This window comes from Paenibacillus sp. PvR133, assembly GCF_017833155.1.
In the GTDB taxonomy this organism is placed as follows: Bacteria; Bacillota; Bacilli; order Paenibacillales; family Paenibacillaceae; genus Paenibacillus; species Paenibacillus polymyxa_B.
Genome location: NZ_JAFIBS010000001.1, coordinates 5,686,172 through 5,708,557, shown reverse-complemented (window position 1 = coordinate 5,708,557; position 22,386 = coordinate 5,686,172). Strand labels below are relative to the sequence as shown.

Below are 22,386 nucleotides of genomic sequence, written 5' to 3'. Positions count from 1 at the left end.
AACATGAACAGAATTTATCTGGATCATGCCGCATCGACTCCTATGCATCCTGAGGTTGCGCAGACTATGATGGACATCATGACCGGCCAATATGGCAACGCTTCGAGCGTTCATGCCTTTGGCCGCGATGCCAAGCGCACCGTCAGCGCTGCTCGGGATGCCGTTGCGGCCTCTTTGGGCTGCAAGCCTGAAGAAATTATATTTACGAGCGGAGGGACAGAAAGCGATAATCTGGCCCTGTTTGGGACGGCTACGGCAGACGGCCGTACTTCCGGGCATATGATTACAACCGCGGTTGAACATCACGCAGTGCTTCATGCTTGTGATGAGCTGGAAAAAGCGGGGTATGAGGTGACTTATGTCCCGGTCAACGGTTTTGGACGCGTGAACCCTGCGGATATCGAGGCTGCCATTCGTCCGGACACTTTTTTGATCAGCATGATGTATGCCAACAATGAGGTGGGCGTCATTCAGCCGATCTCAGAAGTAGGGCAGATTGCGAGAGAACATGGCATTGTATTCCATGTAGATGCGGTTCAAGCTTACGGTCATATATCCATCGACTGCCGAAATCTCCCAATTGACTTACTGAGTGTGTCGGGTCATAAGATTAACGGACCACAAGGGGTGGGTGCATTATATATCCGCCAAGGTACACGCATTCAGCCGCTAATGCATGGGGGACTTCAGGAAAAGAAACGCCGTGCCGGGACAGAAAACATCGCCGGTATTGCGGGTCTGGCTAAAGCCGCAACTCTAGCTAATGCTTCCATTGAGGAGCGTGGGGTGCACGATACGGTTCTTCGCCAGACACTGCTTAAAGGGTTGGAAGACACTCTGGGTAGCCAAAATTTTGTAATTAACGGTGATCCTGATCATTCTTTACCTAATGTCCTTAATGTTAGCTTTCCGGCCATTGGTACAGAGACCATGCTGATGAACCTTGACATGGAAGGAATCGCAGTAGCAAGCGGATCAGCCTGTACTTCCGGATCTCTAGAGCTATCGCATGTATTGCAGGCGATGGATCTTCCTGAAGATGTTTTACATTCAGCGATTCGGTTTAGCTTCGGTTTGGGTAATACTACGGAAGAAATGGAATACACGGCCAAGAAAATTGAAACCATATGGAAGCGGCTGCGTACTAGGTACTAGGGATTTCTCCGCATTTTAATAAGAAGGGAGGGGCGGTTTTCCATTTCATTGCATGAACGGAAGCAAGGTCTGACAGGCATGTAGGAAAAGGACCGCACCTTCGTTCGGATTGCAGAATGAGGAGGTACCCTATATATGAAGCTTCAAGATATGATCGGACTTGCCGTTTTCGATGTGGAGGACGGGAAGCAGATTGGTAAAATACATGACTTTATGGTGACAGCTGATTGGCGGATCACAGGGATTGAGTTGGAAGGAAAAGGGCTTTTTTCTTCTCACGTGAAAATGGTTGCTTGGGATGACATCGTTGCTTACGGTGAGGATGCGATCATGATTCGCAATCAGCAGGCTGTCCGTAAAACGGAGGCCCATGATATACAACATACGTACTTGCTTGGACCCGGTAAACTGAAGGATCTATCCGTGCTAACAGAGGAAGGGCTTATGCTCGGGCACATCTCGGATGTTTATTTTGACCAGGAAATGGGCAATAACATAATAGGCTTGGAAATCAGCGATGGTTTTGTATCGGATATTATAGAGGGGCGGAAATGGCTGCCCTGCACCGAAGATATGTCCATCGGGGAAAATGCTGTTATGGTTCCCCCGTTAAGCGAGCAGCGTCTGGAAAAAGCCATATATTCTGTTAATGGATAGGGTGAGTTTATTGAGATGTCCGAATTGTAATTCCAAAGATATCGGCAAAATCGGCTCCCATCAATTTTATTGCTGGGGATGCTTTATCGAACTTCAGGTGAATGGTGAAAAAATGTCTGTCTACCAAGTGGAAGAGGATGGAACGCTCAGTTCGCTGGACGACCTATTCTTTGGAGATGAGATGGCACAACAGGACTTGCCGCAAATTCATGCTTCTTCCTAAGCTTGACACCGAAAGTGGACAGGCTGCTTGCTAAGAGGTGTGATCTACATACGCTTAGTAGGTTGGATAATGCTTGATAAAAACAACGAAGAGGGTGCCCCGAACGGCCATATTGGCTGGGGCACCCTCTTTTGTATACCGTTTTTGTGAAGATGGTTAGTTCTACAATTTAAAGCGTTTGACCTCTTCCAATAAAAGATCTGCATGAGAATCGAGTTTGGCAGAAAGGTCGGCAATATTGTTCATGGCATGACCTTGTTCTTGCACAGAGGAAGCCACTTCCTCTGTAGATGCTGCACTTTGTTCAGAAACAGCGACAACGCTGGAAATGACATCGGAAATATGTCCAGCATTCACACGGAGATGATCTGTGGCGGAGGTAACGTCCTCAATTTGGGCAAGCATATGCTGAGAAGCCCCACGAATGGATTCAAACGCCTGTCTCGTTGCAATGGCAGCATGCTCCTGTTCTACAGTTACAGCAAGAGCCTTCTTCATTTCCTCCGCGCTTTGTACTCCTGCAATTTTAATTTCTTCCAGCTTACTCATGATACTGTCACTGGAAGTGCCCGCTTGTTCAGCCAGCTTTCTCACTTCTCCCGCGACGACGGCAAAACCTCGTCCGTGTTCTCCGGCCCGTGCCGCTTCGATGGATGCATTGAGGGCTAGCAGGTTTGTTTGTGCGGCGATATCGTGGATGGCCCCGGCCAACCGCTCAATATCCTGAGTTTTCAGCGCGAGCGAATCTACAGCTTCTCCTGCCGCAGTCGTCGTTTGTCTGGACTCGGCGGCCAGTTTCGCTTGACGTTCTGCTGTTTCATACCCTGCAAGCACGGCAGAATCTGTTTCGAATACGGCAGTTTGGGTCCGTTTAACACTTTCGCCAATCTGGTCGATGGAGCCTGTCATGTGAGTCAGCTTCTCAGAGCCGGAATATACAGCCTCAGCTTGATCGCTCGCTCCTTGGGCAAGCTCCTGAACTGCACTGGAGATTTGTGACGCGATGGTTCCAGTATCCTTAGCGTGCTGATGCATATCATGGGAAGCTGAACTGACATCGCCCGCCGTATCTGATACCTTGCGCAACAGGTGAGAGAGATTATCAGACATGATATTAAAATCTGTCCCCAGGCTGGCAATTTCATCTTTACCTTTAACATCAACACGAGCGGTCATATCGCCTTCAGCTATACGTTTGACATTCGCTTGGAGTCTGCGAATCGGCTTAATAAAGTTGTTTGCCGCCCAGATCGCCAGCAGCATAGCGACAACCAAGATGATAGCAACCGTTATAATCAACATATTACGAGTGGAGTAATACTCCTGAAAAGCAATATCTTTGGAAATGGACAACCCTACAATCCAGCCTGTGCTAGGCATCTTTTTAAAATAAAGCTGACGGTCACTACCATTATAGCTATAGTCTGTTTCTCCCGAAGCTGCGCTCAGCAGGGCCGCGGTTGATGAACCCAACTCAGGATTGTCCTTGAGGTTTTTGCCAGCCAGCTTGTTGTCTGGGTGCGCGATCACGGCTCCATTTTGGTCAATCAAAAATGCGTAGCCCAATCCGTTCAGGTCTATGCTTTTAATTATTTTTGTCATATCGTTGAGCATTATATCCTCGCTGACCACACCAGTGACGGAGCCATTCGAATTTTTGAGAGGCTTCGCAATAGAAATGGTGAAATTCGTACTATTTGCATCAATGTACGGGGACGAGTAATACATTTCTCCCTTGGTTTTGGCATCCTTGTACCACGGTCGAGCGCGAGGATCATAACCTGCTTCAAACCAGCCAGATCCATCCCAGTAGGCTCCATCTTCAAAGCCTGCGTAAATATTGGAAATATTTTGATCTTTATAGTTTTGAAAAGCTGCCTTCAGAGATACGGCTTTGGCATCTGATGAAATATCGCTGGATTCCAGACCTGCAGCCAATGTTTCAATAATTTTGGCATTACCACCTATCCATCCGTCGAGCTGATGGACGGTTTCGGAGGTTTTGCTGTTCATAAGCTCTTCGATATCATGATTGGCCTGATTTTTAACGCTTGTCATGCTAATGATCGACAATGGCCCAGCTGCAACGATAACAATGCAAGTGAAAAGGAGAATAAGCTTGATTTTTAAGTTCATGTAACGACCCCCGATGTTTCAGAAATGTGAAAACTTAGAGTAGTGCTTTGTACTTATATCGTCAGATGGAATGACTTTGTTAATTGTTTTCATCCGTTTTCATCATTTTTTTACAATGGTAATCTATGGGGCATTCCAGACTCGCGGGAAGGATTAAAGTAGAGGTACAGGCATATACTTAAAGGAGGCTAGTCCAGTAAGGGGGCACGAAATGGAGCAATTAACGAAAAGTAGACTGTTCCGGTACGGAATATGGACGCTGCTGGGACTTGTCATTCTATATTTTATCTGGCTGCTGCGACCTTTGTTTTTGCATTTGTATGAATTTCTGAAAACAATCATTGCTCCGTTTGCGGTAGCGATGATCATCTCCTATGTACTTAATCCGGTTGTCAGTATGCTGGGCGGTCGCAAGGTGCCTCGAAGCGTAGCTGTGCTGCTCATCTATGCTGTGTTTTTAGCCAGTCTCGTTGTGATTCTGATGAACCTGATTCCGATGTTCATTGAACAACTAGATGAGCTAAATGAGCATCTGCCTGAGCTGACCATGCATGCACAAGGATTAATGACGAATATGGATAGCGGCATTTTGCCCCAAGGGGTGCGAACGGGTATGAATCAATGGTTTTTCCAACTAGAGAATCGGATGGCAACAGGGATTTCTAACTTTATGGATAACATCGGCGGGATGATCAATATGCTGTTCAATGTGTTCATTGTACCGTTCCTCATTTTTTATATTTTGAAGGATTTTGATGTGTTCGAGCGGACGATTGTGTCTTACCTCCCGCGTTCTCGTCGCAAGGCGATTGTAACGGTACTTAAGGAAATTGATCAGGCGCTTGGCAACTATGTCAGGGGACAATTACTGGTATGCGTCATTATTGGAGTGATGGCTTATCTCGGATATATGCTCATTGGCATGCCTTATGCGCTGTTGCTGGCAGGAGTGGTTGCGATTTTTAACATCGTTCCGTATTTGGGCCCCTTTTTGGGAGCCGCTCCGGCAGTAGTCATGGCTTCTACGGTCTCCTTAAAAATGGTGCTTTTGGTCGTGGTCGTTAACACCTGTATTCAAGTGTTGGAGAGCAATGTCATTTCTCCCCAGGTGGTGGGACGAACGTTGCATCTGCATCCGATAGCCATTATTTTCGCTCTGCTAGTGGGTGGGGAAATTGCGGGAATTACCGGCTTGATTTTAGCGGTTCCCGTGATGGCAGTTTTAAAGGTAGGACTTCAGCATTTTTTTGCTTATTACGTGAAGCGGAAAACAATCTGATTTTGTCCATACACCGTATGTATCTTGTCTGAAATCGCGTTGACACGGCTAAATGACACGGATATACTGAGTTGAGTATGTTTAAATGTGTTTATCCAGTAGGGAAAGCTCATTTCGAAGTGCGGGCTGAACCCGCCGGGATGCTCCCGTTACCAGTGAAAACAAGGCGATCGATCGTCCGTTAAGCAAATGTTGATGTGCAGCTTGCGCATGGGCATTTCGTACAGAGGGGACGGCGTTAACCAGGGTGGTACCGCGATACAATCGTCCCTGATCCGTTCAGGGGCGTTTTTCTGTTTTTTTATGGCCTGTGCCAGGAACCAGTGACACCATAATTAGGAGGCTACTTATATGAAAGCTAGTGAAATCCGCTCCAAATGGCTGGAGTTTTTTGAAAGCAAGGGACATGTGATTGAACCAAGCGCGCCGCTTGTTCCACATAAAGATCCTTCCCTGCTGTGGATTAATGCGGGTATGGCACCGCTTAAGCCTTATTTTGACGGACGTGTGAAGCCAGAAAATCCACGTATTGCCAATTCGCAAAAATGTATCCGGACGAACGACATTGAGAATGTCGGTAAAACGCGCCGCCATCACACCTTTTTCGAAATGCTCGGCAACTTTTCCATTGGTGACTATTTTAAGGAAGAAGTCATTACATGGGCATGGGAGTTTCTGACGGATCCAAAATGGATTGGTTTTGATCCAGAACGTCTGGCTGTAACTGTGTATCCTGAGGATGAGGAAGCGTACAAGCTGTGGAACGAAAAAGTTGGACTTCCTGCCGAGCGTATCATCAAACTGGAAGATAACTTCTGGGATATCGGTGAAGGCCCTTGTGGACCTTGTACGGAAATCTTTTATGATCGTGGCGAAGCCTACGGCAGCGACATGACGGACCCTGAAATGTATCCGGGGGGAGAAAATGAGCGTTATCTGGAAGTGTGGAACCTCGTATTCTCACAATTCAACCATAACAAAGACGGCAGCTATACGCCGCTTCCGAACAAAAATATTGATACAGGGGCTGGATTAGAGCGTTTTGCATCCATTTTGCAAAATGTGGATTCCAACTTTGATACGGATATCTTCCAGCCACTAATCCAAAAAACAGCCGCGATGGCAGGAGTAAAATATAACGAAAATGTGGACAGTGACGTAGCTCTTAAAGTTATTGCTGACCATGTCCGCACCGTAGCTTTTGCAATTGGTGACGGTGTGCTGCCTTCTAATGAAGGACGGGGTTACGTGATTCGCCGTTTGCTGCGCCGGGCTGTGCGCTATGGAAAAATGCTGGGCATGAACCGTCCATTTATGTTTGAGCTGGTGGAAACCGTTGGGGATGTCATGGGTGTGTATTACCCTGAGGTAGTGGACAAGCGTGATTTCATCATTAAAGTGATCAAAACGGAAGAGGAACGCTTCCATGAAACACTGACAGATGGATTGGCAATTTTGTCCGATATCAGTGCTCAGGCGAAGGCCGAAGGTCGCAATGTCATTAGCGGAGCAGATGCTTTCAAACTGTATGATACGTACGGGTTCCCATTCGATCTCACAGAGGATTATGCGGACGAGCAGGGCTTGAAAGTAGACCGTGAAGGCTTTGATGAAGCGATGCAGGAGCAACGCAAACGCGCTCGTGATGCTCATCAGGACAGCGCGAGCATGAAGATTCAGGGCGGAGCTTTGTCCGAACTGGCGGTTAAAAGTGAATTTGTTGGATATAATGACCTCGTAACTGAGTCTAAAATTGTGGCGATTGTATATGAAGATGTACTGGTGGACAGTGTTAGTGAAGGGCAGTCTTGTCAGGTCGTGCTGGATGTGACTCCTTTCTATGCCGAAAGCGGAGGACAAGTCAGTGACCAAGGCTTGCTGCGTGGAGGTACGGTAATCGCGAAGGTCGAAGGACTGTTTAAGGCGCCACAAGGTCAGCATGTGCATCAGGTTGTTGTAGAAGCCGGTGAGTTGAACGTGGGCGATACGGTGAAAGCAGAAGTAGATCAAGCTTCACGTGGAGAAATTGAGAAAAACCATACGGCTACACATTTGCTTCACAAAGCGCTTAAAGAAGTGCTGGGTGACCATGTCAATCAGGCGGGTTCTTTGGTTGAGCCTGGGCGTCTGCGTTTTGACTTTTCCCATTTTGGAAGCATTACACCAGAAGAGCTGGCGGATATTGAACTGCGTGTAAACCGTGCCATCTGGAGCCAACTGGACGTTAATATTGAATTGAAACCGATTGATGAAGCCAAGGCTCTCGGAGCAATGGCGCTGTTCGGTGAAAAGTATGGAGATATCGTACGGGTCGTTAAGGTAGGCGATTACAGCATTGAACTATGCGGTGGCTGTCATGTCAGCAATACTTCGCAAATTGGCTTGTTCAAGCTTGTCAGCGAGAGCGGCATTGGATCAGGTGTACGTCGTATCGAAGCGGTGACCGGACGTTTTGGCTTTGAATATATGGAAGGTCAATTAGAGCTGTTGAAGGTGTCAGCTGGGCTTGTAAAATCCAAGCTGTCTGAGGTGCCAAAGCGTATCGAATCTTTGCAGCAACAAATTAAAGACCTCAGTCGTGAAAATGAATCGCTGCAAAGCAAGCTGAGCGTTATTGAGGCGGGCCAGCTGACCGATCAGGTCGTGCAAGTAGGCGGGGTGCAGCTGTTGGCTGCACGCGTGCAGGCTTCCAGCATGGATGCGTTGCGTGCGATTGCTGATGAACTGAAAGGGAAACTTCCGGCTGCTGTGCTGGTGCTCGGCGCTGCAATGGACGACAAAGTTAATTTTGTCGTAGCAGTTCCGGCAGAGCATACCAAGGCTGGACTTCATGCAGGCAAGCTCGTGAAAGAAATTGCTGCCGTATGCGGTGGCGGTGGTGGCGGACGACCTGACATGGCGCAAGCCGGTGGTAAGGATGCCAGCAAGCTGGACGAAGCACTTCAACGTGCGCATGAACTGGTGTCGGCAGCCTCACAAGGATAAAGTTCGATAATTTTTGCGGATTTTTGGGAAAAAACGGGCTTAGATATTTCCTTGTAGGGCTTTGCTTATGGTATGATGTAAAAGAATAAGCTGGCATAAACATGTACACATGTTTTGTGGAAGCGAGGTGTCAACAATGGATTCCATGGACAAAACGGTCAAATTTAATGTCAAGGCAGATGAGAAGGAAGCTTCTGCTCAGGAGATTTTGTTGACCGTATATGATGCGTTGGTAGAAAAAGAATACAATCCGATCAATCAAATCGTCGGCTATTTGCTATCCGGTGATCCGGCTTATGTGCCACGGCATAATAATGCCAGAAGCCTGGTACGTAAAAAAGAGCGCGATGAGTTGATTGAAGAGTTGGTTCGTTTCTATCTCGCCAAGCACCGTTAGGAGACAGGCATGAAAGTAATGGGATTGGATTACGGGGATCGCCGAATTGGGGTCGCCGTAAGTGATGCCTTCGGCTGGACCGCCCAAGGATTGGAAGTCATAGAACGACGCGGTGACGACAGTGAGTTCGGTAAAATTGCAAATTTAGTTCGTGACAATGAGGTGGGCGAGGTTGTTGTAGGTTTGCCAAAAAACATGAACGGAACCGTGGGTCCACGCGGTGAGATTTGCATCGAGTTTGCGAACCGACTCAAGGAGTTACTGGGTTTACCCGTTCACCTTTGGGATGAACGGCTGACGACGCGTTCGGCGGAGCGTACGCTTCTGGAGGCCGACGTCAGCCGAAAAAAACGCAAGCAGGTGGTAGATAAACTGGCCGCAAGCCTGATCTTGCAAAACTATTTGGACGCACACAGTACAAGGTGAGGGGGATTTCGTAATGGCTGAAAATCAAGTGGGTATGGAAGAAGAGCCGGAAATTATTTATATTGCCGATGACGAGGGCAACGAGGAAGAGTTCGAGGTCATTATGAAGTTTGAGGTAGATGGTTCCGAAGCGAAGTACATGATGGTTGCGCCAGTGGACCCTGAAGCTGATGAGTCCGATGTGTACGCCTTCCGTTACGAGGAAGAAGGCGATGATATTAAATTGTTTGTGATCCAAGACGATGCCGAATGGGAAATCGTCGAAGAGACCTTTAATACATTTGTAGAAGAAGATGAAGAGGAAGACGGGAAATGACGATCTATTCACGTGAAGACCTGAGTTGGACCTCTGATTTGAAGGAAACGTTCGACGGCGATGTAGAGCTGCAGGATGAGCAGGGCCATGCGATGCGCATGGAATTGGAAGCAGAGTTCAAGGTAGGTGAGCAACGGTACGCTGTATTGCGTAGACCCGGGGCTGCTGTTGGCGAACATGAGCTATATCATGTAAGCTCATCCACAGACGGCGAAATCTCCATCACCACCATTGAAGATGATGATGAGTGGGAAGATATTTCCGAGCTGTACGACGAATGTACGTTGCCGGAAGAACTGTAAGTCTGGATAACGATGAATCAAACCTGAAAGGGCGGACCAGTCCGCCCTTTTTGGCTGTGAAGGAGTTGGGTGGATGTGAAGCGAAGGACGAGGATGTTTACGTTGCTTCTACTGCTTATCATTATAGTAGCAGGGGCAGCCCTCTATATTTGGAATGCCATGCAGCCTGTTCAGCCCCAAACACAACCCGTTGCTTTTACGGTGGTGCAGGGAACAGGAACATCGGCTATTGCAGATACGCTGGAGCAAAAGGGACTTATACGTAATGCGCTCGTGTTTAAGGCTTATGTAAAATTCAAACAGCAAGGAAGCGCATTTCAGGCCGGAAAATATGAGGCGAAGCCTGGCGCAACCTTTGATCAGTTGATTACTAAGTTATCGGCTGGAGATGTTGTCAAAGAGGAAATGATTCGTTTTACAATCCCGGAAGGTTTTACGATTAGACAGATGGCTGATAAGCTGCAAAAGGAAGGACTGGCAGACCGGCAGCAATTTTTGCAGCTGGCCAACGATCCGTCCGCTTTTGACGTCGCGCTAGTGCGGGACATTCCAAAGCAGGCGGGGCTTCGCTATGCGCTGGAGGGCTATCTTTTCCCGGAAACCTATGAGCTGAAAAAGGGTAGTACGGCCAAAGATATTATACAGGTGATGCTAGAACAGACACAAAAGCGGTTGGAAACTGTTTCCGATTTGGATGCGAAGCTGAAACAGCGGGGTGAAACGCTGCATCAACTGCTGACAGTTGCTTCTCTCGTAGAGCGCGAAGTGGTTGTGGAAGATGAGCGGTCTGTAGTAGCTGGCGTCATTTATAACCGACTCAAACAGGATAAGAAGCTGGAAATTGATGCTACAGTTCAATATATGCTGGATAAGCAAAAGGAACGGCTGTATTACAAGGATTTGGCTGTGGAAAGCCCTTATAATACGTATATGCATCAGGGACTTCCACCAGGGCCGATTGCAAGTCCCAGTCTGAAATCAGTGATAGCGGCTTTACAGCCGAAAGCTACAGATTATTTGTTTTACGTGACCAAAAAAGATGGGACACATGAACATTTGTTTGCCAAAACGTATAAAGAACATTTGCATAACATTCAGGTAAGTAACCGTAAGACAAATTAGGAGGTGAGCCTATGGCTTACAAACCCGAACTACTGGCAACTGCCAGCTCTCCGGAGGATGCCCGCCATATGCTGGAGGCTGGAGCTACTGCATTACTTATTGGAGATGACCGCTTTGGAATGCGGCTGCCGGGACATTTTACACCGGACCAAATCCGTGAAGTGGTGGAAGAGGCACGGAAGCATACGGCGCAGGTATACGTATCCATGACGAATTTGATGACGAACGAGCTATTGCCGCTCCTTCCCGAATATGTGCAGACCCTAGCTGGATGCGGCATAGACGCCATTGAGTTTAATGATCCCGCAGTGCTCATGGCCGTGAAGGAGTACGCCCCGCATCTTAAGCTGTTCTGGAACGGTGAGATGATCTCCACCAACTTCGCAACCGCCAACTATTGGGGTGAAAAAGGAGCTTCCCGGGTCATTTTGGCTCGTGAGCTCAGTATGGATGAAATTACCGAAATGATACCAAAGTTGAACATAGAAGCACAGGTTCAGGTACATGGCATGACCAATATTTATCACTCCAAGCGTAAGCTTGTTCAAAGTTATATGCTGCACCAGGGACGTAATGTAGAAGGCGATTTGGGTAGAGGGCGCGGCTTGTTTCTGATTGAAGCAGAGCGAAAGGAAGAGAAGTTCCCCATCTACGAGGATATTAATGGGACACATATTATGAGTTCAGATGATTTTTGTATCATGGAGGACCTGCATATTCTGATGGAGGCGGGCGTGCATAGCTTTAAGATCGAGGGCTTATTGAAACCTACGGCTTACAATGAGGCGGTTGTTCGTGCTTATCGTAAAGCCATAGATAATTATACAGCTGACCCGGATGCTTATGCTTATGATGAAAGCTGGCTGGATGAAGTTCGCCGTCTTCAAGATCCGGAACGGGAACTTTCCTTCGGATTTTTCTATAAAGAGCAGGTTTATTAATTTTAAAATGAATTCACAGAGGGGGGAACGTCATGGGGACGATAACCAAAACGAGAAAATATATAGGTAAACGGAATCGTCTGGATAAGCCGGAGCTATTGGCTCCTGCCGGAAATCTGGAAAAGCTGAAGTTTGCCGTTCACTATGGCGCGGATGCTGTATATATTGGTGGACAAAAATATGGTCTGCGTTCTAACGCCGATAATTTCAGTTTTGAAGAAATGCGCGAAGGTGTAGAATTTGCTAACAAGTACGGTGCTAAGGTGCTTGTAGCCACCAATATCTATGCCCATAATGAGGATATTGCCGGAATCGAAGAATACTTGCGCAATCTGTACGAGGCAGGAATTCATGCCGTTATCGTCGCTGATCCGGCTATTGTATCCGTGGCATTGCGTGCTGTTCCTGGATTGGAAGTGCATTTGAGTACACAGCAGTCCACACTGAACTGGCAAGCGGTAAAGTTTTGGAAAAACGAGGGACTACCGCGTGTGGTACTGGGACGTGAGACCAGTCTGGAGGAAATCGAAGAAATTAAAAAGCATGTGGACATCGAAATCGAAGCATTCGTCCATGGTGCGATGTGCTCTTCATTTTCCGGCCGCTGTGTGTTGTCCAATCACTTTACAGACCGTGATTCCAATCGTGGAGGATGTTGTCAGTCTTGCCGCTGGAAATACGATTTGTTTGAGGATGCCCGCCCAGGTGAGGTTTGGATATCTGAGGAAGAGGCACAGGAGAGCAATGCACTGAAACAGTTCCAGCTCGGTGTTAACCAGCTTCCACTGTTCGAAGAGAGCGATAATGCCTTTTCTATGGGTTCCAAGGATCTGTGTATGATTGAAAATGTCCCTGATCTGATTGATGTAGGTGTAGACAGCTTTAAAGTGGAGGGACGTATGAAGTCCATTCACTATGTGGCTACCGTCGTGAATGTCTATCGTCAAGCGATTGATTCCTATATGGCTGATCCTGAAAATTATGTGCTCAAACCAGAATGGATTGAAGAAATTAATAAGGCAGCCAATCGTCCGTTGAATACAGGGTTTTTCTACGATACACCGGATCATGAAGATCATATTTATGAGCCGGAAGAAAAGGCAGTCCCTTATGATTTTGCCGGACTGGTCATGGACTACGATGCCGCGAGTGGCATTGCAACCATTCAACAACGGAACCATTTTAAACCAGGGCATGAAATCGAATTTTTCGGTCCGAACGGAACATTCTTTAAACAAACGGTCGGAACGATCTGGGATGAGGAAGGCAACGAATTGGATGCTGCTCGTCACCCGCTTCAACGAATTAGAATGAAGGTAGATCAGCCCGTATCGTATTTTGATATGATGCGTAAAAAGAAGTAAATAAGCCTTAAGTCACAGGTGAAAAGATTCAAAAGCCTCTCCTATCGGTTGGAGAGGCTTTTTTTTGAATAGTTTTCTAGGAAAAAAGTTTCACAAAATTTAGTTGATACTCAAAGGAAAGCTACATTCCTTGTCGAATAGTTCCGATAGAAGTTATATAGATAATAGATACATAATGGATGACGTGGAATTAGAAACTAATTATATGGTGGTAGGTGAGAGAAATGGGTTTACGGAAAAAAGAGGGGAATACAGCAAAAAGGCAACCCAAGAAAACGGATCAAATGCAGGGTTTGAAAGGCAGTAAAGTGACAACGGATAAAGAGGAACAAAAGGTTGCGGTGTCTTCGAAGGTTGCCCCCTGGGTAGCTAAGGCAACTCGTAAAGGTACACACAATTTAAAGCGTTTACTTAAGCCGGAAAGGTACAGTAAAGATTTCATGCATTTGGTCAAAAACTATAATCCGATACGTTCGGTTGGAATGAAGTTGTTTCTGATCTTTTTTGCGGCAATTATGTTATTTGTGGTCAGCTTGGGGATGCTCTCATACTACAAGGCAAAAAGTACGATTGAGCAAAATGCAGCTACGGCTTATCAGCAGACCGTCCAGCAAACTTCAGAAAAGCTTGATATTATTCTAGAGCGCTTTCAAGACACGTCGACACAGGTATTTTTCGATACTGAATTAAGTGATCAGTTGCAAAAGGCAGTAAAGCAAGATAAAAATCCCTTTGCATCTTTTGTTGCTATGGGCGAAGTGAATAAGAAGCTAACGAATCTTGCTTTTACGAATAAAGCGATTGATTCAATGTACTTGTACCCGGAAGAAACCAATTTAGCTGCTATGGGCACCGGAACACAAAAGGATGTACGGCAGGAAGCGTGGTTTAAGGATATTTTGAAAAACAAAGGAATTGTTTGGCTACCTACGCAGGTGAATGACAATGGTAGCAAGACCTTTCGTCTGGCACGCTCCATGAACAGCATGTCCGGGTTGGGAGGGACTTATGTTCTGGTTATGGATTTAAAGTCCAGTGCGGTGGAGGACGAGTTAAAAGGTATTAATTTGGGTTCAGGCAGTATGATTAGTCTTGTGACAGACAAGGGTGAGTTTGTAGGTTCTAACAATGAGGGCTTGGCAGGAGGAAAGACAAAGCTGGATTACGTGTCCAAGCTTGAAGGGATCGAAGGAAATCAAATTATGGAGCAGGAAGCAGACGGCAAAAAGCAAAGTGTGCTTGCGGTTCATAATACACTGGGAACTTCCAAGTGGATTCTCGTGGGTGTAGTACCTGTATCTGAGCTGGTGAAAGACGCTAAGGGGATACTAACTACAACCTGGATATTTGCCGCAGTGGCTGCACTCATTGCATTGTTCATTGGCCTGTGGATCGTGCGCCTCGTGGCTCGGCCATTGACACATCTGAAGGATTTAATGGTCGAAGGTGCCAAAGGCAACTTGCAAATCCGAACGAACTATAAGGCTCAGGATGAAATTGGGCAATTGTCAGAAAGCTTTGATACGATGATGGAGCAAATTACATTGCTGGTAGAACAGACGAATGCCTCAGCTCAGGAGGTTCTGAATACAGCGACGGAACTAGGCGATGCCTCGAAGAAGACAGCCATTTCAGCCAAAGAAATTGCAGCAGCAACGGAAGAGATTGCTCATGGCGCCGCCAGTTTGGCAACAGAGGCTGAACGTGGCAGCGGACTTACCGGGAATATATCTCAGCAAATGGATACGGTTATGGCTTCCAATCATGAAATGAGTCTGGTCGCACAAGAAGTTGAACAATCCAGTGAACAAGGGACCATTCAGCTGAAAAATCTATTGAGCAAGACTAAGGTTACGGAAGAAACTACGCATGCTCTGGTGGGCAAAGTAGATGAATTGAAGAAGACAACTTCCGATGTCTTTAAGGTGCTGGACGTATTACAGGATATTGCTAAACAAACGAACATTCTATCACTGAATGCGACGATTGAAGCAGCACGAGCGGGGACGGCTGGGCGTGGTTTTATGGTGGTAGCTAATGAGGTTCGGCAGTTGGCTGAACAATCACGTCAAGCTATTCGTACGGCTACAGGCATTACTAACAACATCGTCAATGAAATGAATGAAACGGTACAGGCATTATCTGAGGTGTACCCGCTGTTCCGGGAACAGATGGGAGCCGTGCAGGAAACAACGGACATTTTCCAATCGGTTCAGCAGCAAATGGGAGAGTTCGCGCTACGATTGGGAACGGTCACTGCCTCCATTCATCATCTGAGTGAATCGCAGACCACTTTGTCCGAGGCAATGACCAATGTAAGTGCGGTAGCCGAGCAATCCTCAGCTACTTCGCAGGAAGTCGCTTCCCTCAGCACTGAACAGGCTAATATTGGTAATCAACTGGTAGGTTTGTCGGATAAGCTGGAAGGAGTATCAGTGAACTTGAAGGAACAGCTTTCGCGGTTTACGGTGTAGATATAACAAAACCATGGAAATCAGGATTGTCACTGATCTCCGTGGTTTTGTACTTTTTATTAGTAGATGTGCTTAAAAATCCCTCAAGAAGGAAAGCAAAAGATGAATACAAACACAAAGGTAGCGTGGGTTGTACTGGCCATTACCATTTTTATTACGGTTTTTTATTCGTTAGACGAGTTTTTAAATTGGAGCCCAGAAGCAGACATCACAAGATACAAATAAATTCGGAAACCCATTCACGTTAAAAGTTGAGTGGGTTTTCTTTTTCAACTACAGGACATACTACTGGAAAAAAGATGAAAGAAGGATGGGTGTGCCGAGGCGTGGTAGCAGTTTCATACGAAAACGTCGAATTGCATATATGGGCTTGGGGGTGATGGCGCTACTGCTGATTTTATTATTCCGACTGGCTTGGATTCAGGGGACAGCGGGCATTCATATGTCCGTCTATGGGGGGCATTCGCTTAAGGAAATGTCAGCACGTCAGCGACAGGAGGGCATTTCTATCGACTCTGGACGTGGACAGTTTACAGACCGGCATGGGCAACCCTTGACTGGCGGAGTCGTATGGGCGCCAGTGCTTTTTCCCGATGTAGATGGCAAAGCGGCTTTACATGGCGAAGAACTGGCCAAGCTACTGCGTACGAATAAAAAGCAACTACTGACACGATGGAAAGGACTGCAATCCCCGCTCATATGGCGAGATGGGCGCGGAGAGCCCGTACAAATCAATCCGAATGAAGCAGGCAAGCTGCTGAAGCTAGCCCCTTCGCTTATTGAGCTTGTACCTTATGCGAAACGTTACAGGGATTTGCCCAATGGCAGGCAATGGCTTGGCTTTCTGTATGAACGTGCCGACCGAGTGAGTGAACTGCCGATGGGGGCAGCCGGGCTGGAAAGAACGCTGGAGCCGCTGCTGAGCGGCGTCGGTGAAACGTTCGTCTCCCGATTTGTAGATGCGCAGCGTCGTCCATTGACTCATATACCGTTGCGTGTCAGTGCTCCATCCAATGGTCACTATCCTTTACAGGTACAGACTACAATTGATCTACCTATACAGGAACAGATTGAAAGGCTGACGGAATCTAGTCATTTGGCAGAAGGGGCGGTGGTAGTGCTCGATGCAGGCAACGCGGATGTACTGGCGATGGTGTCTCGCCCTTTTTATAATCCCGGGCATGTTGATTCGCAGAAAAAAACAGACTGGTCTAATCGTGCCCTCAAGGCGATAACGCCTGGATCCATTTTTAAGTTGGTTACGGCTGCTGCTGCACTTGAATCAGGTGTTGTCCAACCGCAGGAACAATTCCATTGTCATGGAACTTATGGCAAGTACGGTTTGGCTTGCTGGAAAAAAGAAGGACACGGTACCCTGAACCTGGAGGAAGGGCTTGCCGTATCCTGTAATAGTGTGTTCGCTCATCTCGGCGAACGGCTAAATCCTGAGCAAATTCAGGCCACAGCCTCTGCACTGGGATTGAGCCGAACTGTGGGCTGGCAGGAGCGGAATCTTGCAGGGCTACCTCAATTCAGACCGCTGGATCACGAAGAAAAGGGAGCCGTATTCGGCTCCCATACGAACGCGTATGATCCAGGCGTACGTGTACAGACATCTATTGGTCAGCGCGATGTGCTGGTAACGCCTCTCCAAGCTGCCAATCTCATCGTCACCTTGTTGCACGAGGGTCAAGTACATGCACCACGCCTCGTCAAACGCATCAGCTACGCAGACGGTAGCACCTTACTGGAACTACCTGCTCATGCTGCACCTTCACCCGAGGGCAGCCGTTTGATTCACACATCGACGGCTCGCACGCTTCGTGAAGCAATGGAAAAGGTTGTGACACAGGGAACTGGTGCCTCCTTGCGTAATAAATCATGGAATCTGGCCGGCAAATCGGGTACGGCCCAAGCTTTAAAGAACGGTCACCCTATCAATCATCAGTGGTTTATAGGCTATGGTCCGATAGAGCGGCCTCGTTATGCGGTCGCCGTCCTTGTGCAAAATGCTTCAACGCATTCTGCAAACCAAGCTACAGCATTGTTCGGACAAGTAATGGATCTGTTAGCTCAATCCTCCTGAGTACCACGAGTAGCTTCACGATCTTCCTCCTGGATTTTTACGATAAACGGGGGCTCGTCAAATTCCTCTGTCGGAAACCGAATCCATTTCTGCAGATAGCCTTGCTGCCACAATTCCTTGAGCAAAATGATCAGAATGGGAGACAGGATTAATCCGGCCAGTCCAAAGATGGACAACGATATAATGGCAAAGGAAAGCATCAGATAGGCAGATGAAACACCGATGGAATTACCAGTGATTTTAGGCTCTGCCAGCTGGCGGACGATCACCGTCACAGCCATGACAATAAGCAGGCCTACAGCCAGGCCGGTATTGCCTGTGATGAACAGATACACGGCCCACGGAATAAAAATAACAGGCACACCCAGCAAGGGCAGAATATCAAACAAAGCTGCCACGAGCGCCAATGAGAGGGCATTATCCACTTGCAAAATGAGTAAACCTATAAATACGAGAACAAAGGTAATCCCTACCAGTAGAGCTTGAGCCTTGAGAAAAGCGGAGATAGCTTTAAGTACGTGATTTTTTAGAAAAAGGTAAGCAGTTTTTAGTGTCTTGGGTGTTTTACTACGAGCAATGCCCTTCCAAAGATTAATTTCCATACTTAAAAAGAACGCTAAAATGATGGCAATGGCAAAGTTGCCCATAAAAACAGTGAAAGAACTGAGGAACTGTATGAAAAAGGATAATCCTAGCTGTGCCCACTTCGTAGCAATGGTGGTGGCAGTCGCAAAATAATCATTCACACGTTCAGTAACACTCGGAGGTAAAGCAGCGATTTTATCTTGAGAAAGATGAAGATATCGCGTGAATTCCGCTTGGATAATCTGAGTATATTGTGGGAGGTTTTGCGCGACTTTCGTAAATTGCGTAACTAGAATCAGGCCCAATCCGAAAAAAATAGCAAGTAAGAGGATGATAAATAGCAATACGGAGAGTGCGGAGGCAAAAGGCTTTTTCATTCCTTTCCGATGAAAATAACGGGCAGCAGGTTCAATGCACCAGAACACGACGAACGAAAGGAACACAGGTGCGGCAAGTTGATACAGTTTGCTGGATACGAACATAACTAAATACACGGTTAATACGATCAAACCGATATCAAAAACGGTACGCCAATATTTTTTGTACAAGGGAAGCATATGTATACAACGACTCCTTTTAGATTTTTATTTATTGTACACTAAATTGGACCTCAATGCTGACCATATGCAATAGCGAAATCTCGGCATGTTTGCTTCATTGTGATAATATATAAGTAAGTGAGTTTTCCTCAGGAAGCCTGCTTGGGGAGTTCAGAATAGAAAAGTGGGGATAAAACGTGCAGACTTTGCTGTTATGGATGTTTTACATTTCAACTTTTTATGCTTTTATTCCGGCGCTGGTTAGTCGTATATTTGGTTTCCGGGTGTTCAGGCGCGGCAAAAGTGAGCAAGAATATGCACTCACCTTTGATGATGGCCCTGATCCAGTGTATACATCACAGCTGCTTGATTTACTGAAGCGTTTTGATGCCAAGGCTACTTTTTTTGTTGTTGGGATGAATGCAGAAAAACACCCTGAGCTTCTGAAACGCATGCATGATGAAGGTCATCTAATCGGTATTCATAATTATGTGCACAAATCGAATTGGCTTATGAGGCCTGTTACTGTCAGAAGACAAATTGCTCAGACAGAGTCAGTCATTCGTCGAGTAACTGGCGAGGGAACGACCTTTTATCGCCCACCTTGGGGGATAGTGAACTTTTTTGATATTTCCAACACCCATGGTCGTCGAATCGTATTATGGTCCTCCATGTTCGGGGACTGGAAGGCCAGCATCGGAGCGAAACAATTAGCGGAGAGAATGCTCAAAAAGCTGAGGGGTGGCGAGGTGATGCTGCTCCATGACTGTGGTACGACATTGGGGGCAGACGTGGAAGCGCCCCAGAATATGCTAATCGCACTGGAGAAGCTGCTGAGGGTCGCCCAAGAACGACAATTACGCAGCGTACGGGTGGATACCTTGTTTTGCCGTCAGTCTGTCAATAAACCTACTGCCTCCGAGATGTCCAGTACGGGCTGGTTAAAAAGAACGCTGGTATTTGGATGGCTCCAGTATGAGCGGCTATTCCATGTTTTGTTTCGTCTTCGTCCCGTAAGCAAGGAGGATACGATCTTTTATTATCGTCGCCGTATCTATCATGGGCCAAATGTAAATATGGAGAACAGCAGGTGGCTAGAAAAAGGGGACCCGATAATTGAGCTTCATTTTGATAATAAAAAGTTATTTCAATTGGGTTCGACGGCAAAGTCGATGGTACATCTAGCTATTCAATTAATTCGGATTGTAAAAAAACAACTTCCTGATCTGGCCCAACGCATTATACATGATTCTGAAATGAAGGGTGTAAAGGCGATCTATGCAGTAAGTATGATTCATCGGGGACCAGAGAAGTTGGGATTTCAAGTTCGGGAGCTTCCCAAAGGACTGTTCAAGCATGTGTCCACTGTATATCTAAAGCTGTTATTTCGTGTTATCCATCCTTTGGGTTCAGAGCAATTGAGTGAAAAAAAAGATGTAATGGTACCGAAACTGATTGTGATGCCAATGGATACCTTGTTTGACCGTTTTCATCAGGGAGACTTACACCGCTTAGACGAAGCTCTTGAGCAAACAGCACAGAGAGATGATGTCCATACACTCAACAGCGAAATGACTGAATAGGCTAACTCCTAATGACCTAATAAAAAAGCCTCTCGATCCTTTGTTAGGGATCGAGAGGCTTTTTAGCCGTTCATAAAGTATTCCTATCTTGGCAAAGCATTTAGATTTTCATAATTCCGCCGTTACTTGCGTTCGTTACCAGCTTGGAATAACGTGCCAGGTAACCCGTTTTTACCTTCGGCTCAAAGCCTTTCCAGTTGGCGCGACGACGTTCGAATTCTTCGTCCGTAATGTGGAGCTCAATCTTACGATTGTTTAAGTCCAGCTCGATGATATCGCCGTCCTCAACAAAAGCGATAGGTCCGCCTTCTGCGGCTTCGGGGGAAATATGACCGATGGAGATACCACGGGAAGCACCTGAGAAGCGTCCGTCTGTAATCAGACCCACCTTGGCACCAAGCCCCATGCCCACGATTTGTGAAGTTGGAGCGAGCATTTCAGGCATACCAGGTCCGCCCTTTGGACCTTCATAACGGATAACAACAACGTGTCCTTCATTAATTTTACCGTTGGCGATACCTGCCAGTGCATCTTCCTGTGAATCAAAGCAGATAGCAGGACCTTTGTGATAACCACCAACCGAAGGATCAACTGCACCGACTTTAATGATGGAGCCCTGCGGTGCCAGATTACCGAATAATACAGCTAGGCCGCCACGTTCAGAATAAGGGTTGTCCAGTTTATGGATGACGTTAGTATCCAGAATTTCCTGACCTTCTACGTTTTCACGAATGGTTTTTCCGGTCACAGTAATACAGTCTCCATGCAGTGCGCCCGGTTTCTTCAACAATTCATTCAGCACTGCGCTTACGCCGCCTGCATTATGGACATCCTCAATATGATAGTCGGAAGCAGGTGCCAATTTGGACAAATGAGGTACGCGGTTTGCGACTTCATTAATACGTTCGATAGGGTAGTCAACTTCTGCTTCATGGGCAAGTGCCAATGTATGCAATACTGTATTCGTGGAACCGCCCATTGCCATATCCAATGCAAATGCATTATCAATAGCTTCTTTAGTCACGATATCACGTGGTTTAAGATCCAGCTTAATCAATTCCATCAATTGGCGTGCAGATTGTTTAACGAATTCTTTACGTTCTTCTGCTACTGCGAGAATGGTGCCGTTACCCGGCATAGCCAGACCCATTGCTTCTGCGAGACAGTTCATGGAATTCGCTGTGAACATCCCTGAACAGGAGCCACATGTCGGACAGCCATATTGTTCTAATTCAAGCAAGCTTTGATCGTCGATTTTACCAGCCTGATATGCACCTACGCCTTCGAAGACGGAGGTCAGGGAAATAGAGCGTCCGTTCTTGTCTTTACCAGCTTTCATAGGACCGCCGCTGACAAAAATAGTTGGAATGTTAACGCGCAATGCGCCCATCATCATGCCAGGGGTAATTTTATCACAGTTAGGAATACAAACCATGCCGTCAAACCAATGAGCGGAAACGACAGTTTCCAGAGAGTCAGCTATAATTTCGCGGCTTGGCAGAGAATAACGCATACCGATGTGTCCCATAGCAATGCCGTCATCTACACCGATGGTGTTAAACTCGAAAGGTACACCGCCTGCTTCACGAATGGCTTGCTTGACAATTTTGCCAAATTCCTGCAAATGGACGTGGCCCGGTACGATATCAATATACGAGTTGCATACCGCAATAAACGGTTTGTCAAAATCTTCTTCCTTGACACCCGCTGCGCGCAGCAAGCTGCGGTGAGGAGCGCGGTCAAAGCCTTTTTTAATCATATCGGAACGCATTTTCGTCTTAGCTGTCATGATGCTGGTTTCCCCCCAAAGTATAAA

Annotated in this window: 18 protein-coding genes; 15 read left to right on the top strand and 3 right to left on the bottom strand. The window is 46.8% G+C overall.

Features of this window, described 5'->3' with window-relative positions; all coding sequences use genetic code 11:
- The first annotated feature begins 3 nt into the window (after positions 1 to 3).
- From JOE49_RS24915 to JOE49_RS24905, 3 genes are all read left to right on the top strand, one after another.
- Positions 4 to 1,155, top strand: a complete 1,152-nt coding sequence (locus JOE49_RS24915) for a cysteine desulfurase family protein (protein WP_053325958.1) — start codon at positions 4 to 6, stop codon at positions 1,153 to 1,155.
- A gap of 135 nt (positions 1,156 to 1,290) precedes the next feature.
- A complete protein-coding gene (locus tag JOE49_RS24910) occupies positions 1,291 to 1,812 on the top strand; it encodes a PRC-barrel domain-containing protein (protein ID WP_013311530.1) in 522 nt (173 codons plus the stop codon).
- A 10-nt stretch (positions 1,813 to 1,822) separates the two neighbouring features.
- Positions 1,823 to 2,035 carry a hypothetical protein gene (locus JOE49_RS24905; RefSeq protein ID WP_013311529.1) on the top strand — a complete coding sequence of 71 codons (213 nt, stop codon included), beginning with the start codon at positions 1,823 to 1,825 and terminating at the stop codon, positions 2,033 to 2,035.
- 162 nt (positions 2,036 to 2,197) lie between these two features.
- Here JOE49_RS24905 and JOE49_RS24900 read toward each other — a convergent pair whose 3' ends face one another.
- Positions 2,198 to 4,171, bottom strand: coding sequence for a methyl-accepting chemotaxis protein (locus tag JOE49_RS24900; protein ID WP_209943354.1), 1,974 nt, complete (start codon positions 4,169 to 4,171; stop codon positions 2,198 to 2,200).
- A 211-nt stretch (positions 4,172 to 4,382) separates the two neighbouring features.
- On the opposite strand from JOE49_RS24900, the gene JOE49_RS24895 reads away from it, so the two are divergent.
- From JOE49_RS24895 to JOE49_RS24845, 11 genes are all read left to right on the top strand, one after another.
- On the top strand, positions 4,383 to 5,450 hold the full coding sequence (locus tag JOE49_RS24895) for an AI-2E family transporter (RefSeq protein WP_023989907.1): 1,068 nt from the start codon (positions 4,383 to 4,385) through the stop codon (positions 5,448 to 5,450).
- 351 nt (positions 5,451 to 5,801) lie between these two features.
- A complete protein-coding gene (alaS, locus tag JOE49_RS24890) occupies positions 5,802 to 8,435 on the top strand; it encodes an alanine--tRNA ligase (RefSeq protein WP_209943352.1) in 2,634 nt (877 codons plus the stop codon).
- Positions 8,436 to 8,571: 136 nt separating this feature from the next.
- Complete coding sequence (locus JOE49_RS24885) at positions 8,572 to 8,832, top strand: IreB family regulatory phosphoprotein (RefSeq protein WP_007431624.1); 261 nt, start codon at positions 8,572 to 8,574, stop codon at positions 8,830 to 8,832.
- A gap of 9 nt (positions 8,833 to 8,841) precedes the next feature.
- Positions 8,842 to 9,258 carry a Holliday junction resolvase RuvX gene (gene ruvX / locus JOE49_RS24880; protein ID WP_014282932.1) on the top strand — a complete coding sequence of 139 codons (417 nt, stop codon included), beginning with the start codon at positions 8,842 to 8,844 and terminating at the stop codon, positions 9,256 to 9,258.
- Between the two features lie 13 nt (positions 9,259 to 9,271).
- Positions 9,272 to 9,574 (top strand): DUF1292 domain-containing protein, encoded by a 303-nt coding sequence (locus JOE49_RS24875; RefSeq protein WP_023989904.1) that lies wholly within the window; start codon positions 9,272 to 9,274, stop codon positions 9,572 to 9,574.
- Positions 9,571 to 9,876 carry a DUF1292 domain-containing protein gene (locus JOE49_RS24870; protein ID WP_068941975.1) on the top strand — a complete coding sequence of 102 codons (306 nt, stop codon included), beginning with the start codon at positions 9,571 to 9,573 and terminating at the stop codon, positions 9,874 to 9,876. Before JOE49_RS24875 ends, JOE49_RS24870 begins: the two co-directional genes overlap by 4 nt.
- 93 nt (positions 9,877 to 9,969) lie before the next feature.
- Entirely contained in the window at positions 9,970 to 10,998 is a 1,029-nt protein-coding gene (mltG, locus tag JOE49_RS24865; protein WP_209943707.1) for an endolytic transglycosylase MltG, read from the top strand.
- 11 nt (positions 10,999 to 11,009) lie between these two features.
- On the top strand, positions 11,010 to 11,939 hold the full coding sequence (locus JOE49_RS24860) for a peptidase U32 family protein (protein WP_023989901.1): 930 nt from the start codon (positions 11,010 to 11,012) through the stop codon (positions 11,937 to 11,939).
- Between the two features lie 32 nt (positions 11,940 to 11,971).
- Positions 11,972 to 13,303, top strand: a complete 1,332-nt coding sequence (locus tag JOE49_RS24855; RefSeq protein ID WP_013311519.1) for a peptidase U32 family protein — start codon at positions 11,972 to 11,974, stop codon at positions 13,301 to 13,303.
- Between the two features lie 224 nt (positions 13,304 to 13,527).
- Positions 13,528 to 15,777, top strand: a complete 2,250-nt coding sequence (locus JOE49_RS24850; RefSeq protein ID WP_023989900.1) for a methyl-accepting chemotaxis protein — start codon at positions 13,528 to 13,530, stop codon at positions 15,775 to 15,777.
- A gap of 310 nt (positions 15,778 to 16,087) precedes the next feature.
- The gene (locus JOE49_RS24845) at positions 16,088 to 17,863 is read left to right on the top strand and encodes a peptidoglycan D,D-transpeptidase FtsI family protein (RefSeq protein ID WP_209943350.1); all 1,776 of its coding nucleotides are present in this window, start codon (positions 16,088 to 16,090) and stop codon (positions 17,861 to 17,863) included.
- Here JOE49_RS24845 and JOE49_RS24840 read toward each other — a convergent pair.
- Positions 17,851 to 19,005: an AI-2E family transporter gene (locus JOE49_RS24840; protein WP_071558364.1), complete on the bottom strand. Its 1,155-nt coding sequence runs from the start codon at positions 19,003 to 19,005 to the stop codon at positions 17,851 to 17,853. The genes JOE49_RS24845 and JOE49_RS24840 overlap by 13 nt on opposite strands.
- A gap of 179 nt (positions 19,006 to 19,184) precedes the next feature.
- Between JOE49_RS24840 and JOE49_RS24835 the strand changes: the two genes are divergently transcribed.
- The gene (locus JOE49_RS24835; protein WP_071558365.1) at positions 19,185 to 20,570 is read left to right on the top strand and encodes a polysaccharide deacetylase family protein; all 1,386 of its coding nucleotides are present in this window, start codon (positions 19,185 to 19,187) and stop codon (positions 20,568 to 20,570) included.
- A gap of 100 nt (positions 20,571 to 20,670) precedes the next feature.
- Here JOE49_RS24835 and ilvD read toward each other — a convergent pair whose 3' ends face one another.
- Positions 20,671 to 22,359, bottom strand: a complete 1,689-nt coding sequence (ilvD, locus tag JOE49_RS24830) for a dihydroxy-acid dehydratase (RefSeq protein WP_023989895.1) — start codon at positions 22,357 to 22,359, stop codon at positions 20,671 to 20,673.
- Positions 22,360 to 22,386: the final 27 nt, after the last annotated feature.

What these genes read in the sequence shown, in the direction of transcription:
- JOE49_RS24850 (WP_023989900.1), top strand. Translation starts at nt 13,528, where the DNA reads ATGGGTTTACGGAAAAAAGAGGGGAATACAGCAAAAAGGCAACCCAAG.
- JOE49_RS24840 (WP_071558364.1), bottom strand. Translation starts at nt 19,005, where the DNA reads ATGCTTCCCTTGTACAAAAAATATTGGCGTACCGTTTTTGATATCGGT.
- JOE49_RS24860 (WP_023989901.1), top strand. Translation starts at nt 11,010, where the DNA reads ATGGCTTACAAACCCGAACTACTGGCAACTGCCAGCTCTCCGGAGGAT.
- ilvD (WP_023989895.1), bottom strand. Translation starts at nt 22,359, where the DNA reads ATGACAGCTAAGACGAAAATGCGTTCCGATATGATTAAAAAAGGCTTT.
- JOE49_RS24915 (WP_053325958.1), top strand. Translation starts at nt 4, where the DNA reads ATGAACAGAATTTATCTGGATCATGCCGCATCGACTCCTATGCATCCT.
- JOE49_RS24900 (WP_209943354.1), bottom strand. Translation starts at nt 4,171, where the DNA reads ATGAACTTAAAAATCAAGCTTATTCTCCTTTTCACTTGCATTGTTATC.
- ruvX (WP_014282932.1), top strand. Translation starts at nt 8,842, where the DNA reads ATGAAAGTAATGGGATTGGATTACGGGGATCGCCGAATTGGGGTCGCC.
- JOE49_RS24855 (WP_013311519.1), top strand. Translation starts at nt 11,972, where the DNA reads ATGGGGACGATAACCAAAACGAGAAAATATATAGGTAAACGGAATCGT.
- JOE49_RS24895 (WP_023989907.1), top strand. Translation starts at nt 4,383, where the DNA reads ATGGAGCAATTAACGAAAAGTAGACTGTTCCGGTACGGAATATGGACG.
- JOE49_RS24875 (WP_023989904.1), top strand. Translation starts at nt 9,272, where the DNA reads ATGGCTGAAAATCAAGTGGGTATGGAAGAAGAGCCGGAAATTATTTAT.
- mltG (WP_209943707.1), top strand. Translation starts at nt 9,970, where the DNA reads ATGTTTACGTTGCTTCTACTGCTTATCATTATAGTAGCAGGGGCAGCC.
- JOE49_RS24885 (WP_007431624.1), top strand. Translation starts at nt 8,572, where the DNA reads ATGGATTCCATGGACAAAACGGTCAAATTTAATGTCAAGGCAGATGAG.
- JOE49_RS24845 (WP_209943350.1), top strand. Translation starts at nt 16,088, where the DNA reads ATGGGTGTGCCGAGGCGTGGTAGCAGTTTCATACGAAAACGTCGAATT.
- JOE49_RS24910 (WP_013311530.1), top strand. Translation starts at nt 1,291, where the DNA reads ATGAAGCTTCAAGATATGATCGGACTTGCCGTTTTCGATGTGGAGGAC.
- JOE49_RS24870 (WP_068941975.1), top strand. Translation starts at nt 9,571, where the DNA reads ATGACGATCTATTCACGTGAAGACCTGAGTTGGACCTCTGATTTGAAG.
- alaS (WP_209943352.1), top strand. Translation starts at nt 5,802, where the DNA reads ATGAAAGCTAGTGAAATCCGCTCCAAATGGCTGGAGTTTTTTGAAAGC.